Consider the following 15,547-nt stretch of genomic DNA (forward strand, 5'->3'; position numbering starts at 1 on the left):
ATATCAGGGGGTGCCGGTGGTCTGGGCCGCCTCGTAGACGGCCCGCGCCTCGGCCCCGAAGTAGGGGCCGAACATCCAGCCTTCGGCGAAGCCGTACTTGAAGCTGTTCACCGAGTTCAGGGTGCCGAGGCCGGTGCTCTCGTTGAAGTCGAGGAACCAGGGTCCGCCGCTCGACCCGCCGGTCATGTCGCAGTTCAGCCCGATGTCGCGGGACATCAGGAAGTCGTCGAACGCGCGCCCGGAGCAGTAGACCAGTTTGGAACCGTCGTACGGGGCGGCGGCCGGGTAGCCGAAGGAGTGCATCTGCCGGCGTCGCGCCTGGTTGAAGGAGACGCCCTGGCCACCGACCACGTCGGTCAGCGATTTGCCGTTCAGCGGGGCCACCACGGCCGAGGCCACGTCGTAGTCGATGTCCTCGCTGTTGTTCCACTGCGGGGTGGTGTAGAGGGTGGTCGCCACCCACGTGCCGTAAGGCCGGTCGCCGTTCTGGTAGCCGGGCACGAAGACCCAGTTGCCGTGGAAGGCGCCGCCCATCCTCACGCAGTGCCCCGCTGTGATCACGGTGCTCTTGTTCTCGCTGGTCACCGCGCTCGCCGAGCACGAGGCGTTGCGGCCCTGGTAGGTGAAGAAGACCCGGCCCGCGGTCTTGACGATCGCCCCGCGACGGGTCCACGCCGCGCCGGTGGAGGCGCGGGCCGCCGCCGAGCCCCTGGTGACCGTGATGGCGTCGCCGTCGGGCTCGGTCGCGGGGACGGAGACGGGGTCGGCCGCGGTCTGGGCCGCGATCGCCCCCGCGGTGAGCCGGGCGCCGTCCTTCTCGGGGACGAGGGCGGCGAGCGGCTTGGCCGCCTCCATCTTCGCCTCGGTCCAGTAGCGCTGGACGGTCTGCTGTTCCTTCTTGGTGTCGGCCGCCTCCTCCTCGACCGGCTGGGGAACGGCCCGCGCCGGGGTGACGCCGCCCCCGCTCCTGCCCGCCGCGCCCGCCGGGGTGTCCAGCCCGGCACCCGTCGTGGCACCCGCCGTGGCATCTGTCGTGGCCTCCACGGTGGCGCCGTGCGCGACCGTCGCGGAGAGCAGTGTGCTTCCCGCGATGGCGGTGAGAACAGGAATGAGTCGTGCCGTGCGCCGCATATGTACCTCCCGAGGGCCTGTCACTGCTCCGGGAAGCTAGTGCGCTGTACGTATGCATTTCTCAGGCTTTACAACTATTGATATGACGAAATTCGGACTTAAATACCGCCTTTTATCGCGTGTTCCACGGCTAACAGTTTTTCGCCGCGATCCTGCCTGATCAACACTGGCGTACGCCGATCCGGATTGATCAATCCTGGTACGGCCGATTCGACGATCCCTCGGGCGTCGGATCGCGGACAGGGGGATTCACCCCGGTGCGACCGATTCGACAGCGCGGTCCGAGCCGGGAGAATGGGGCGGTGCAGCCAGACACCGTTCGCTCCGTCGTCCTGCTCGGCTCGACCGGGTCCATCGGGACCCAGTCCCTCGACGTCATCGCCCGCAACCCCGGCAGGTTCCGGGTGGCCGCGCTGGCCGCCTACGGTGGCAGGATCGACCTGCTGGCCAGGCAGGCGGCCGAGTTCCGGCCCGACGTGGTCGCCGTCGCCGACCCCTCCGCGCTGCCGCAGTTGCGGGAGGCCCTGGCCGCGCACGGGGTGGGCGCGCGGGTGCTGGCCGGCCCCGATGGGGTGGCCGAGGCCGCCGCCTGGCCCGCCGACGTCGTACTCAACGGCATCACCGGGGCTTTGGGGCTCACCTCCACGCTGGCCGCGCTCGAGGCGGGCCGGGTGCTCGCGCTCGCCAACAAGGAGTCGCTGATCGTCGGCGGGCCGCTGGTGAAACGCCTGGCCAAACCCGGCCAGCTGATCCCCGTCGACTCCGAGCACTCCGCGCTGGCCCAGTGCCTGTGGGCGGCGGGCCCCGCCGGCCCCGACGCCTCCGCCGTGCGCCGCCTGGTCGTCACCGCGAGCGGCGGCCCCTTCCGTGGCAGGTCGCGCGCGGACCTCGCGGACGTGACCCCCGAGCAGGCCCTCGCCCACCCCACCTGGTCGATGGGGCCGGTCATCACGGTGAATTCCGCCACACTCGTCAACAAGGGCCTTGAGGTCATCGAGGCCCACCTGCTCTTCGACATCGGCTTCGACCGCATCGAGGTCGTCGTCCACCCGCAGTCGGTCATCCACTCGATGGTCGAGTTCGTCGACGGCTCGACCATCGCCCAGGCCAGCCCGCCGGACATGCGCCTGCCCATCGCCCTCGCCCTCGGCTGGCCGGAGCGGGTCGCCGACGCCTCCGCCGCGGTCGACTGGACCGCGGCGCACACATGGACGTTCGAGCCGCTCGACGAAGAGGCCTTCCCCGCCGTCGCGCTGGCCAGGCAGGTCGGCAAGGCCGGTGGCACCGCCCCGGCCGTCTACAACGCCGCGAACGAGGTCTGTGTCGAGGCATTCATGGCCGGGCGCCTGCCGTTCCCCGGCATCGTCGACACCGTGGAGGCGGTGCTCTGTGAGCACGAGGTGACTGAGGCCGCCTCCGTCGCCGAGGTGCTCGACGCCGACTCCTGGGCGAGGATACGGGCACGCGAGCTCACTGGGACTGCCTAGACTGATGGGTGTCGTCGACTCTTCAAGGGCTGAAAATGACTTCTGTTGCTCTCGGAATCCCGTCCGTCAGGACCAGGCCGATCGCCGAGCGACGCGTATCCCGTCAGATCATGGTCGGCTCCGTCCCCGTGGGCGGGGACGCGCCGGTCTCCGTCCAGTCGATGACCACCACGGTCACCGCCGACGTCAACGCGACGCTCCAGCAGATCGCCGAGCTGACCGCCTCGGGCTGTCAGATCGTGCGGGTCGCGGTCCCTTCCCAGGACGACGCCGACGCGCTGCCGATCATCGCGAGGAAGTCGCAGATCCCGGTGATCGCCGACATCCACTTCCAGCCGAAGTACGTCTTCGCCGCGATCGAGGCGGGCTGCGCGGCGGTCCGGGTCAACCCCGGCAACATCAAGAAGTTCGACGACAAGGTCGGTGAGATCGCCCGAGCGGCGGCCGAGCGCGGCGTGCCGATCAGGATCGGCGTCAACGCCGGCTCGCTCGACCCCCGCCTGCTCCAGAAGTACGGCAAGGCCACCCCCGAGGCGCTGGTGGAGTCGGCGCTCTGGGAGTGCTCGCTGTTCGAGGAGCACGGCTTCCGTGACATCAAGATCTCCGTCAAGCACAACGACCCCGTCGTGATGGTCCAGGCGTATCGCCTGCTCGCCGCCCGGTGCGACTACCCGCTCCACCTCGGCGTCACCGAGGCCGGTCCGGCCTTCCAGGGCACGATCAAGTCCGCGGTCGCCTTCGGCGCCCTGCTCGCCGAGGGCATCGGCGACACCATCCGCGTGTCGCTGTCGGCCCCTCCGGTCGAGGAGGTCAAGGTCGGCAACCAGATCCTGGAGTCGCTCAACCTGCGCGAGCGCGGCCTGGAGATCGTCTCCTGCCCCTCCTGCGGACGTGCCCAGGTCGACGTCTACACCCTCGCCGACCAGGTCCAGGCAGGGCTCGAAGGACTGAAGGTGCCGCTGCGCGTCGCGGTGATGGGCTGCGTCGTCAACGGTCCCGGCGAGGCCCGCGAGGCCGACCTCGGCGTCGCGAGCGGCAACGGCAAGGGCCAGATCTTCGTCAAGGGCGAGGTCATCAAGACCGTCCCCGAGTCGCAGATCGTCGAGACCCTGATCGAGGAGGCCCTGCGCCTCGCGGAGGAGATGGGCGTGGAGGTCGATCTCGACGACGACGCCCCCGGACCCCAGGTCGTCGTCGGCGGCTGACCCCGCGTCCCGCGCCTGCTCCCGTCCGCCCCCGGGTGATCCCTTCTCGCGTCGGACGCGGCCGCTGACCCGCGACGGCGCGGCAGGTGCGGAGAGCGGTGCGGCACCTGCGGAGAACCGGGCCGGCGGCCGCCCTGCCGTGGAGTTCCCTGCCGTCCGTCCCCGAGATCGCGTTCGCGCCGGGGCGGGCGTTTCCTTTGGCGTTCAGCCTCGCGCCGTCTCGCCTGCAGGCGCGGCCGGAGGCGGGCGCTCGCCGGTCTTACGGGCGCCGCACCTCGTCGTACCCGCACCTCGCCGTACCCGTACCGCGGCGCGGGCGGGTCGCCGGGGCGGTCGGGGCCCCGATGACCGCTGTCGGCGTTCACGGCTCTTCAATCGGCCCGTCCCACCTGCGGTCATTACAGTTAGCAATTATCTGACTACACTTTGCCAGGTGTTCGGCTGTGTTCCGGATGACCGTGCCGCGCTCGGGAGACCATCGCCTCTGCCGTACGAGTAGGGGGATCACACAGTGAAGAAGAGGGTTGTCGGGATCGCCGCGAGCATCGCGATGCTGGCCGTGGCGATGGGGGTGCCGCAGGGGGCGGTGGCCCAGGGGAGACAGGCGAGGGAGGGGCTGGTCTGGGGCTCCTGCGAGGGCGGGGTTCCGGTGACCGGGGTGGCGTCCACCGGAGCGGGGGACAACCCGATGGAGTGCGCCACCCTGAGGGTGCCGCTCGACTACGCCAACCCGCAGCGGACCATCGGCATCGCCCTGAACCGGATCAGGGGGAAGGCCGTTCACGACCGTCTCGGCGCGCTGCTGGTCAACCCGGGCGGTCCCGGGGCGTCCGGCCGCGACCTGGTCAGGACCGTGGTGGCCGGGCTTCCCGACGGCCTGGCCGACCGGTTCGACGTGATCGGGTTCGACCCGCGCGGGGTGGGGGCGAGCGATCCCGCGCTGAAGTGCGTCGATCCCAAGAAGTACTACGAGGCGCCGCGTCCCGACCAGGTGCCGGTCACCAGGCGCGACGAGAACGTGCTGATCGGCCGGGCCCGCAGGTACGCCGAGGCGTGCGGCGAGCGCTGGAGCTGGATGCTGCCGCACATGACCACCGAGAACTCCGCCAGGGACATGGACGCGATCAGGGCGGCCCTCGGCGAGTCGAAGATCAGCTTCCTGGGTTACTCGTACGGGACCTATCTCGGGGCCGTCTACGCGACGCTCTTCCCTGACCGGCTCAGGCGGCTCGTCCTGGACAGCGTGGTCGATCCGCGCGGCATCTGGTATCGCTCGAACCTCGACCAGAGCATCGCCTTCCAGGACAGGCACGAGGACTTCCTGAGGTGGGTCGCCCGCCACAACCCGGTCTATCGGCTCGGCGCCACGGAGAAGGCGGTCTCCTTCGCCTGGGACGCCATGCGGACCAGGCTGGCCGGCCGCCCGGCCGGAGGGGTGGTCGGCCCGAGTGAGCTCGACGACGTCTACACCCTGGGCGGCTATTCGGACGTCATCTGGCCGCAGCTGGCCAGGGCGTTCTCCGCCTACGTCAAGAAGGGGGAGGCGACTCCCCTGGTCAACGCCTACCGCAAGCACGCGGTGAACGACGACAAGGACGAGAACAACTACGCGGTCTATCTCGCGGTGCAGTGCCGCGACGCCGCCTGGCCGCGCGACTGGGCACACTGGCGGACCGACATGACCAGGGTCCACGCCAGGGCACCCTTCCTCACCTGGCCCAACGCCTGGTACAACGCGCCGTGCGCGTTCTGGCCCCAGCCGGCCGGGACTCCGGTACGGATCCACGACGACGCCAAACTGCCGCCGATCCTGCTGATCCAGGGGCAGCGCGACGCCGCCACTCCGTACGCCGGGGCGGTGCGGATGCGCGCCCTGTTCTCCCGCTCCCGGCTGCTGGCCGTGCCCGGCGGCAACCACGGGATCGCGCTCAACGGGAACGCCTGCGTCGACCGGCGTCTCGCCGCCTACCTCAGGGACGGCACCCTGCCCGGCACCCGCCAGACCTCGGACGCTCCTGACGCCCGCTGCCCGGGAGTCCCCGCGCCCGTGCCGGTGGTCGCCCCACCGGCCGTCCGTGTCCCCGCCGGTCACGCGGCGGGTCGCGTGACGGGTCATGTGGTGAGGCACACGGTGAGGCGCCCGGTGGAAAGAGATGGCCAAAGCAGGTAGATGAGAGGCTCTGTGTTGGTTCCTGCCAAAATCGAGGGGGTCGCGTAGGCTGAGCACGTGATGCTGCGCACAACGGCGTCGCGCGTGCTCGACGACAACGATCGAGACGAGGTCCTGGCGCTTCTCGACACCGATCCCGTCGGCAATGTCTTCGTCGCCTCCAGGGTCCGTTCGGTCGGGCTCAATCCGGCCAGGCTCGGTGGCCAGATGTGGGGGTTCGGGCCGCGCGGCGGCCTGACCTCCATCTGTTACGCCGGTGCGAACCTGGTTCCGGTCAACGCCGGTACGGACGCCGTCCACGCCTTCGCCGATCGCGCGCGCAAGCAGGGCCGCCGCTGCTCCTCGATCGTCGGCCCCGCGGACGCGGTGGAGTTGCTCTGGGAGCGGCTGGAGCCGCACTGGGGGACCGCCCGCGCGATCCGCTGGGCGCAGCCGGTCATGGTGATCGCCGAGCCGTCGCCGGTACCCGCCGACCCGCTGGTGCGGCGCGTCCGGCCCGACGAGTTCGACATCCTGCTCCCGGCCTGCGTGGCGATGTTCACCGAGGAGGTGGGCGTCTCCCCCGAGGCGGGCGACGGCGGCGTCCTCTACCGCTCCAGGGTCGCCGAGCTGATCAGGATCGGCAGGTCCTACGCCCGCATCGAGGGCGGCAGGGTCGTCTTCAAGGCCGAGATCGGCGCGGTGACGCCGCACGCCTGTCAGATCCAGGGGGTCTGGGTCCACCCCGACCTGCGCGGCCGCGGCCACGCGGTGGCGGGGATGGCCGCGGTGGTCAAGCACGCGCTCGACTACTTCGCGCCGGTGGTCTCGCTGTACGTCAACGACTACAACGCCCCTGCCAGGGCCGCCTACCGCAGGGCGGGTTTCGTCGAGGTGGGCACCTTCATGTCCGTGCTCTTCTGAAACCCGCCCCCGGATACGTCCGTGCTCTCCCAGGAGCGGCCCTCTGTTTTCCGGGGCCGGACCATCTGGGCCGCCCCAGGGGCGCCCGGCCGGGCCGGGATGTGGCGATCACGTCGGCGAGCGGCGCCGAGTTCCCGAGGCCGGGCGCTCCGGGCAGCCTCGAACCAACGCCGAACCTCTGGGGCCGGACATCTCGGACCGGTCAGGGGCTGCGGACCAGCCGGGCCACGAGGCGCTCCAGCTCCGTCTCCGGGTCATCGGTGAGACCGGCGTGGACCGGGCCGGTCTGCACGATCGTGCTGCGCGGGGCGGTCAGCCAGCGGAAGCGGCCGCCCAGCGGCTCCCTGGTCAGGGGTCCCGAGTCGCTGCCGCAGGAGCGCTGGTAGGCGCCGAGGGCGTGCCGTACCCCTTCGAGGTCGACACTGTCGTCGAGGGCGCGCAGGCGCGCCTCGTCCAGCTCCACCCGGGCGCACAGGTATTCGCGGGGCTGACAGTAGAGCAGCACCCCGGCGTTGATCAGCTCGCCGCGTTCCACGCGGGGGATGACCCGGATGATCGCGTACTCGTAGACGTCCTTCACCGGTTGTCCCTCCAGAACGCGCCCACCGAGCCGGTCTTCCTCTCCTGGTCCTGCGGTGTCTCCTGGACCGCGGGACCCGGCAGCCAGGTGCGTGGCCCCTGGGCGCGGGCCAGCAGATGCTCGACGTACGCCTGCCGCACCGCCTGCGCCCCGTCGAACCCCGGTTCGTCCTCCAGCCACTCGTCGGGGACCTCGTCCACCACCCCGTCGAGCAGGTCCCTGGTGATCATCTCGCTGAACTCGGCGTCGGCCTCGGGCATCAGGGTGGCGAAGGGCGCCATCACGTGGTCGCTCGGGTCGAAGTCGCGCAGCGGGTTGGCCGAGGGCCAGTTGTGATGGAACCAGAGCGCGGCGCCGTGGTCGATGAGCCAGGTGTCACCGTGCCACAGAAGCAGGTTGGGGTTGCGCCAGCTGCGGTCCACGTTGTGGATCAGCGCGTCGAACCAGAGCAGACGGGAGGCGAACCCGGGCTCGGGGGGCCAGGCGAGCGGCTCGAAGCCCAGCGCGCCCGGCAGGAAGTCGACCGCCAGGTTGTTGCCCTCGCTCGCCCTGAGCAGGTCCTGGATCTCCTCGTCGGGCTCGCGGGCGCCGAGCTGCGGATCGACGTCGATCACCTTCAGCTCGGGCGTACGGAACCCCAGGCGCCGGGCCAGCCCGGCGGCCACGATCTCCGCGACGAGGACCCGGCGGCCCTGCCCCGCGCCGCGGAACTTCACGACGTGGGTGCCGAGGTCGTCCGCCTCCATGATCCCGGGCAGCGACCCCCCCTCACGCAGCGGTGTCACATAACGAGTGGCTTTGATCGCTTCAAGCACCTCGCCAGGCTACCGGCCGGCCCGCGGAACGACACGGCGGGCAGACGGCGGGAAGGGAGAACAAAGGCGGCTGCGTATTCGGGGGATGTGTTGTGTCTTGTCCTGACCTGAGCATCACATGAGTGTCACGGTGAGGAAGACAAGACCTTCAGCCCCGTTGACTGTCGGCGATGCTTCTTCTTGAGTGAGAAGGGTGGCGGCGAGGGGAGGCTCGCGTGCCGTATGCGCAGCCGCTCAAAACGGGGGATCCGGCACGGCTCGGTGAGTACGAGATCATCGGGCGTCTCGGCGAGGGTGGGCAGGGGGTGGTCTATGTCGGGGTGCGCCCCGGCACCGGCTCCGAGCCCTATGCGGTCAAGCTTCTGCACGGCTCGGTGGGGGAGGATCCCGACGTCTTCCTGCGCGAGGTCGAGCTGGCGAAGCAGGTCGCCAGGTTCTGCACGGCCCAGGTGATCGACGCCGGGCTGGACGGTGACCGGCCCTACATCGTCAGCGAGTACGTCGACGGCCCGTCGCTGCACCGAGAGGTCGCGGTGAGCGGGCCCCGTGAGGGAGGCAGGCTGGAGCGCCTGGCCATCGGCACGGCGACCGCGCTGGCGGCCATCCACCGGGCCGGGATCGTGCACCGCGACTTCAAGCCCCAGAACGTGCTGCTCGGTCCCGACGGGCCGAGGGTGATCGACTTCGGGCTGGCCAGGGCGCTGGACGCCGCGGCCACCCAGAGCGGGCGCGGCGCGGGCACGCCCGCCTACATGGCGCCCGAGCAGGTGGAGGGCGCCGAGATCGACCCGGCGGCCGACGTCTTCGCCTGGGGCGCCACGATGTGCTTCGCCGCCAACGCCCAGGCTCCCTTCGGGCAGGACTCGATCGCGGCCGTGCTGAACCGGATCCTCACCGCGGCTCCGCGACTGGGCCGTCTGGACGGGCTGCTCGGCGCGCTGGTGGTCGACTGCCTGGACAAGAATCCCCGCAACCGCCCCACCAGCCGGGAGTTGCTGCTCGCGCTGCTCGGCGACGACGGAGGCCGCTCGGTGGCCGGGGCCCGCTCCTCGCCGGTGCCGGGGTTCCCGGCCGTGCTCGGCGGGCCCGACGTCTCCGGCCCCTCGCTCTTCTCGGGACGGACCGGTCTCACGGGCGCTTCCGGCCGATGGAGCGACTCCGGGTCCGCCTGGCGGGCCGGGGGCGGCGGGTCCGGCGAATCGGGCGGTGCGTCCTCGGCGGGCGCGAGGTCCGGCGGGCGCGCGTTTCCCGCGGAGGGTGAGAAGTTCGACGAGCCCCGGACCCACCCGGGGCGTGCGGCGACCAGGGCCTCGGTCGCGGTCTCCGGCGCGCTGCTCGTCAGCGCCGCCGTGCTGGTGGGGGTGCTGGTCCCCGCGCTGAGCGGTGTGACGCCCGGAGGCGCGCCCGCGCCGCCGATCGTCCCCCTGGTGGAGACCACGGCCCAGGGCGGCACCACGTCGCACGAGGGCAGGGCGAGCGCTCCGATCAAACCGCTCCCGGTCGTGCCGACCGTCCCGGCCGGGCCCCCACGAGCGGAGGGCGTCAAGTCCTCCCCGCTGCCGCCCCCCGCCGCCACGGTGGTCGTGCCCGCGCTCATCGGGCTGGATCGTTCCGAGGCGGCGCGCCTGATCAAACGGGCCGGACTGGTCGCGGGGGCCGTGAAGGCGGTCGACTCCACCCGGCCGCTCGGGGAGGTGCTCGCGAGCAGCCCGGCGCCGGGGACGGCCCTGCCGAAGAAGGGCAGGGTCGACCTGCAGGTCTCCGGTGGCATCCAGGTGCCCACGCTGGTCGGTCTCGCCAGGGGAGGCGCCGAGGCGGCGCTCGCCCAGGCCGGGCTGGTCTCCGGCGGGGTCAGCACGCGCTGCTCGGACCAGCCGGCCGGGCGGGTGCTCGCGAGCACTCCCGGCGCGGGCAGGCGCGTCTCTCCGGGGAGCGCGGTGGCGCTCGTCGTCTCCAGGCACGGTGTCCCGGTGCCGCCGGTCACCGGTCAGGGCGCGACCGACGCCTCCAACACCCTCGGCGGGGCGGGCTTCGCCGTGCGCACGCGGGCGCGTCTGGTCACCAACGAGGCCCAGGACGGGGTGGTGCTGGCGCAGAGCGTGGCGCCCGGCACCTGCGCGAGGCCCGGCGCGACGATCGTGCTCACGGTCGGTGTCGAGGGGCAGAGCGGCCCGGGACCGGGACCTGGGCCGGACCCGGGGGAGACCGTCGAGCCCCCCGACCCCACGGTCCCGCCGACGCCCGTTCCCGGGGAGGCCGCTCCTTCCGGGTGAGGCGCCCCTTCGGCCGGATGCACCCGAGGGACGGTCGAACGCGGTGCGGGTTCGCCGTCCCGGCCCGGTGTGAGGCGACCGGAGGGCGGGACCTTCGGAGGCCGGCGCGGAGAGTTCAGTGCCGTCCGGCGAGGCCGGGTCCGGGAGGAATGGCATGCGGCGCCGTGCCCGGGGCGTCCAGGGAGGCGAGGACGGTGGCGAGGAGGGTCTTCCTGACCTCCTCCTCGGGGAGGTCGATCGTCTTGATCACCGACTGGAGCGAGCCGAGCGTGGCCCACGCCCAGACCTGGCGGGCGAGGCCGGGGTCGGGTCCGGCCAGACGGCTGTAGATCGCGTCGCGGAAGGCGCGGATGGCCTCGCCGGGGGAGCCGGGGGGCGCGTCGTCGGCACAGTGGATGTCCTCCATGATCAGCCGGATGATCGCCCGATGCCTCACCGTGAAGGTCACCAGGGCCTCGACGAAGGCGCGGTCGTCGGCGAAGTCGTCCTCGATCAGGGCCACGATCTCCTGGCCGGCGGGTGCGATCAGCTCCGTGGCCAGACGGTCCTTGGGATGGAAGTGGTAGGCGACGGCCGTCTTCGTCAGGCCGACGACGGAGGCGATGTCGGCCAGCGAGGTCGCGGCGTAACCGCGCTCGGCGAACAGTTGACGGGCGGCGTCGAGGATTCGCTCCCGCGTTTCGTGCCCGTGCTCAGGTGTGGTCATCGTCTCAGTCCCACGCTGCTTACAGCATTTACCGATTTATCCCCCTACGCTCTACCATAGGTACTGTACGAGCGTACAGTACGACTTTTCAGGGTGTTTGAGACTCCAAAAGCGGGGCGGTCACCGATGTCTGGTTTGCTGGGGCGGCTCGGAAGTTGGTGCGCGCGACACGGCAAGGCCGTGCTGGCCCTGTGGGTGATCGCGGCGGTGTCGCTGACGGCGGGCTCGGTGTTCTTCCCGGGACCGGTCAGCAACAACGTCAGCATTCCCGGCACTGACGCCCAGCGTGCCGTCGACCTGATGAAGGACGGCTTCGGCCCCGGCTACGGAGCCGGCGGCTCCGCACAGATCGTCCTCTACTCGCCCGACGGTCCTCTCATCTCCGAGACCAGGAAGCGCGCGGTGGAGCGCGCCGTGGACCGGATCCGCGAGGTGCCGCACGTGGTGGAGGTGAAGTCCCCCCATCAGGGAGGTGGTCTCGCCCCCAGCCTGGCAATCGGCATCATCACCGTCAAACTGGAAGGGAACGACACCACCAAGCTGGCCGAGACCACCAAACTCCTCTCCGAGGCGGCCGAGCCCGCACGGGCGGCGGGCATCGAGGCGGTGCCCGCGGCCTCGGCCAACCCGGCGGACAAGGAGATCAAGACCGGGACGAGCGAGATCATCGGTGTGATCTGTGCGCTGCTGGTCCTGCTGCTGGCGTTCGGCACCCTGGTCGCCGCGATGATCCCGATCTTCACCGCGCTGGTCAGCATCGCGACCGGGCTCGGCGTGGTCAGCCTGCTCGGCCACGTCGTGGACGTGCCCAAGCAGGCGTCGATCATGGCGACGATGATCGGTCTCGGCGTCGGCATCGACTACGCGCTCTTCCTGCTCAGCAGGCACCGCAAGCTGCTGGCCGACGGCCTGCCGCCCCAGGAGGCGGTCCGCCGGGTGGTCGCGAGCTCCGGCGGCGCGGTGGTGTTCGCCGGGGCCACAGTGATCATCGCGCTCAGCGCGCTCATGCTCGCGGGCTTCCCCATGCTGCAGACGCTCGGCTGGATCACCGGCATCTCGGTGGTCTGCGCGGTGCTCACCTCGGTCACGCTGGTCCCCGCGCTGCTCGGCCTGCTCGGGCACCGGGTCAACGCGCTGCGCCTGCCGTTCATGGGACGGCAGGGCAGCCACGGCTCGTCGGGCTGGGCCTCGCTGGGCGACTGGGTGGCCAGGCGGCCGTGGAGCGTGCTCGCGCTCAGCGTCGTCCTGCTGGGCGCGCTGGCGGCACCCGCCCTCGCCATCAAATTGGGCTCGGTCGACAACGGCTACGCCGACCGCGGCACCGACGCGCGACGCTCCTACGAACTCCTGCAGGCCGGTTTCGGGCCCGGTATGAACGGCCCGCTCGTCGTGGTGGCCGACCTGGACACGAAGGTCGTCGACCGGGAGCCGACCCCGGCCGTGCTGCGCGACCTGAAGGATCGCGTCGCGGACGTCGAGGGGGTGGCCCACGTCGGCGATCCCGTACTCAACGAGGACGGTACGGCGGCGCTGGTGCAGGCGATCCCCGACTACGCTCCGAGTGACCCCCGGGCGCTCGACGTGGTCAGGGCGGTGCGCGCCCTCGACGTCGAGGGCGCCCAGGTGCACGTGGGCGGTCAGGTCGCCGGCATGGCCGACGCCGGCGACAGGATCGCCGGACGCACGCCGATGGTCGTCGGCGTCGTGGTGCTGCTGAGCGCGCTGTTGCTGCTGCTGGCGTTCCGCTCGCCGGTCGTCGCGATCAAGGCCGCGCTGATGAACCTGATCTCCCTCGGCGCCGCGTTCGGCGCGCTCTCGCTGGTCTTCTCCCTGGGCCTGGGCAGCCGCCTGGTGGGCATGGACACGCCGGTCAGCGCGGACGACTCGTACCTGAGCACGGTGTTCTTCACGGTGCCGATCGACAGCTACATCCCGCTGATGCTGTTCGCGATCCTGTTCGGCCTGTCGATGGACTACGAGGTCTTCCTGCTCACGGCCGTGAGGCAGGCGTACCTGAGGCACGGCGACAACCGCAGGGCGGTGGCCGAGGGGCTGGGGTCGACCGGTAGGGTCATCACCTCCGCCGCCCTGATCATGGTCGCGGTCTTCGTCGCGTTCATCGCCTACCCCGACCCGATGGTCAAGATCTTCGGTGTCGGACTGGCGGTGGCCATCGCGGTGGACGCCACGATCATCCGGGGACTGCTCGTCCCGGCGACCATGGCCCTGCTCGGCAGGGCCAACTGGTGGTGCCCCGCCTGGCTGGACCGCATCCTGCCCAACCTCTCCGTCGAAGGCCACGAGGAGGACGAGGAGGCGGAGGAGCCGGACAGGGAACTCGTCGGCGCCGGTCGCGGCTGAGGGGCGGAACGCCGTCCCAGTCGCTTCCAAGTCCTCCCCAAGTGGCCTCCGCCATGCTCTCGCCTGGGAAGCGAGTTTTGGGGAGAGTACGAAGATGTTGGGAAGAATCAGCGCCGTCGCCGGCCTGGTGCTGGCGAGCACGCTGGCGCTGCCGGGCACCGCGGTGGCGAAACCCAAGGAGGTCGACGTCCCCGTCGGGACGTGGCTGGCCGCCAGGACGCACCCGGCCGTCCAGCTGACCTCGGTGTCCTACACGGCCGACGTGGCCGTGCCGACGCCCGAGGCGAACCTGGAGGCGATCAGGGTCCTCACCCAGCAGGGGGTGAACGCCGTGCAGAGCGGCAAGATCTCCTCCGACGAGAACAGCATCTACCGCTGGGTCGTCCAGCAGATGGCGAAGGACCCCGGCCGCTACTTCTCGCCCGGCGGGCGTGAGCGGGTCGTCGAGGCGACGGCGGGCGGGCTGTGCACCGGCTGGTGGGTCACGCCGGACGGCTACATGGTGACCGCGGCGCACTGCGTCGGCCAGGAGGAGACCGAACTGGCGCAGACCTTCGCGGCCCAGGCACTCACGAAGATCAACGAGAAGGACGCGGCCGACCTGGTCGCCGAGCTCGGGGACGTCGCCTCCGACGAGGAGATCCTCAGGACGGCGACGAAGATCTTCCAGATCTGGAACGCGGACAACATCAAGATCCGCAACGTCCAGAGCTCGCTCTCGCTGCTGCAGAGCCTGCCGGGCGGCGGCGTCGACAAGACCACCAAGACGGTGCCGATCGAGCTCGTCGCCAAGGGGACGGTCTACCCGGGCAAGGACGTCGCGATCCTCAAGGCCAACGGGCAGAGCAATCTGCCGACCGTGCCGCTGGGGGAGGACTCCGACGTGCGCGTCGGCGACACCCTCTACATCAGCGGGTTCCCCGGCACGGTGACGCAGACCTCGATCTTCAACCTGGAGTCCAAGCTCGATCCGGCCTTCACCGAGGGACCCTACAACGCCGCCCGCCAGACCCCGGAAGGGGTGCCGTACATCCAGACCCAGGCGCCCTCCTATCCCGGCAACTCGGGCGGACCGGTGTTCGCCAAGAACGGCAAGGTGATCGGTGTCCTCGTCGGCGGCCTGGTCCAGCAGGACGGCGGCTCCACCGAGGCGGAGAGCTTCGTGCTGCCGGTCAGCATCGTCAAGGAGAAGCTGAACGAGAAGAACATCAAGCCGGTCGAGTCGACGACGACGAAGGCCTACAACGAGGCGCTCGACCTGTTCTTCCAGAACAGGTACTCCGACGCGCTGCCCAGGTTCCGCGAGGTGCAGGCGCTGCAGCCGAACCACCCGTACGTCGCCAAGTACATCAGCGACTCCCAGCAGGCCATCACCGCGGGCAAGGACGAGAGCGGCACGCCGATCCTGCCGTGGCTGCTGTGGGGTGGCGGCGGCCTGGCCGTCCTGTTCGTGATCGGTACGATCGCGGCGGTCGCGAGGGGCAGGCGCCGTTCCAGGGGACCGGCCCCGTTCCCGCCCACCCCCTACGGTGGGCAGCCCGGCTACGCGGCGCAGGTGCACGGCGGTGCCGCGTACGGGCAGCCGCAGTACGGACAGCAGGGACAGCCGTACGGCGCGCCGCAGCAGTACCAGCAGCGGGCACCCTATCCGCTCCCGGCCGCGCCGGAGGAGACCCGGGCGGTCCGGCCGCACTCGCCCTACGGCCCGCCGAACCCCCAGCCCGGCCATGGGAGCGCGGGGGGCCCGGGGGCCAACACCCGGATCGCCGGTCTGGAGGCCGAGCTGGAGCAGCTGCGCCGCTCGATGGGGCAGCGCCCGCCCGAGCAGCGTTGAGCGCGCCCTCCCGGACGCGCCGAGGGCCCGGCCTCCGGCCCTGGTGAACGCGGTCCCCGCCGGTGTCACGCCGGCGGGGACC

General features: G+C 71.2%; 11 protein-coding genes. 7 read left to right on the forward strand and 4 right to left on the reverse strand.

The window, feature by feature from the left end; all coding sequences use genetic code 11:
* Positions 1-3: 3 nt before the first annotated feature.
* Positions 4-1,131, reverse strand: coding sequence for a trypsin-like serine peptidase (locus tag ACFY3D_RS16035; RefSeq protein ID WP_389980092.1), 1,128 nt, complete (start codon positions 1,129-1,131; stop codon positions 4-6).
* Positions 1,132-1,433: 302 nt separating this feature from the next.
* Between ACFY3D_RS16035 and dxr the strand changes: the two genes are divergently transcribed.
* The 4 genes from dxr to ACFY3D_RS16055 all read left to right on the forward strand — a co-directional run bounded on the left by dxr (position 1,434) and on the right by ACFY3D_RS16055 (position 6,896).
* The gene (dxr, locus tag ACFY3D_RS16040) at positions 1,434-2,618 is read left to right on the forward strand and encodes a 1-deoxy-D-xylulose-5-phosphate reductoisomerase (RefSeq protein WP_389980094.1); all 1,185 of its coding nucleotides are present in this window, start codon (positions 1,434-1,436) and stop codon (positions 2,616-2,618) included.
* A 35-nt stretch (positions 2,619-2,653) separates the two neighbouring features.
* Entirely contained in the window at positions 2,654-3,823 is a 1,170-nt protein-coding gene (gene ispG, locus ACFY3D_RS16045) for a flavodoxin-dependent (E)-4-hydroxy-3-methylbut-2-enyl-diphosphate synthase (RefSeq protein ID WP_350944802.1), read from the forward strand.
* 511 nt (positions 3,824-4,334) lie between these two features.
* Entirely contained in the window at positions 4,335-5,993 is a 1,659-nt protein-coding gene (locus ACFY3D_RS16050; RefSeq protein WP_389980097.1) for an alpha/beta hydrolase, read from the forward strand.
* Positions 5,994-6,053: 60 nt separating this feature from the next.
* Entirely contained in the window at positions 6,054-6,896 is an 843-nt protein-coding gene (locus ACFY3D_RS16055) for a GNAT family N-acetyltransferase (RefSeq protein ID WP_389980470.1), read from the forward strand.
* Positions 6,897-7,098: 202 nt separating this feature from the next.
* Here the strand turns inward: ACFY3D_RS16055 and ACFY3D_RS16060 are convergent, their stop codons facing one another.
* Together ACFY3D_RS16060 and ACFY3D_RS16065 are read right to left on the reverse strand one after the other, a co-directional pair.
* Entirely contained in the window at positions 7,099-7,476 is a 378-nt protein-coding gene (locus ACFY3D_RS16060; protein ID WP_350944798.1) for a DUF3037 domain-containing protein, read from the reverse strand.
* The gene (locus ACFY3D_RS16065) at positions 7,473-8,291 is read right to left on the reverse strand and encodes a HipA family kinase (protein WP_389980099.1); all 819 of its coding nucleotides are present in this window, start codon (positions 8,289-8,291) and stop codon (positions 7,473-7,475) included. The genes ACFY3D_RS16060 and ACFY3D_RS16065 overlap by 4 nt, the downstream gene beginning before the upstream one ends.
* A 215-nt stretch (positions 8,292-8,506) precedes the next feature.
* Between ACFY3D_RS16065 and ACFY3D_RS16070 the strand changes: the two genes are divergently transcribed.
* The gene (locus ACFY3D_RS16070) at positions 8,507-10,564 is read left to right on the forward strand and encodes a PASTA domain-containing protein (protein WP_389980101.1); all 2,058 of its coding nucleotides are present in this window, start codon (positions 8,507-8,509) and stop codon (positions 10,562-10,564) included.
* Between the two features lie 115 nt (positions 10,565-10,679).
* Here the strand turns inward: ACFY3D_RS16070 and ACFY3D_RS16075 are convergent, their stop codons facing one another.
* Positions 10,680-11,270 carry a TetR/AcrR family transcriptional regulator gene (locus tag ACFY3D_RS16075; RefSeq protein WP_389980103.1) on the reverse strand — a complete coding sequence of 197 codons (591 nt, stop codon included), beginning with the start codon at positions 11,268-11,270 and terminating at the stop codon, positions 10,680-10,682.
* 126 nt (positions 11,271-11,396) lie between these two features.
* Here ACFY3D_RS16075 and ACFY3D_RS16080 point away from each other — a divergent pair, with 126 nt between their 5' ends.
* Positions 11,397-13,631: an MMPL family transporter gene (locus ACFY3D_RS16080; protein ID WP_389980105.1), complete on the forward strand. Its 2,235-nt coding sequence runs from the start codon at positions 11,397-11,399 to the stop codon at positions 13,629-13,631.
* A 94-nt stretch (positions 13,632-13,725) separates the two neighbouring features.
* Positions 13,726-15,465, forward strand: a complete 1,740-nt coding sequence (locus ACFY3D_RS16085; RefSeq protein ID WP_389980107.1) for a trypsin-like peptidase domain-containing protein — start codon at positions 13,726-13,728, stop codon at positions 15,463-15,465.
* The last annotated feature ends 82 nt before the right edge of the window (positions 15,466-15,547 follow it).

The sequence above is a fragment of the Streptosporangium sp. NPDC000509 genome (genome assembly GCF_042898365.1).
GTDB lineage: Bacteria > Actinomycetota > Actinomycetes > Streptosporangiales > Streptosporangiaceae > Streptosporangium.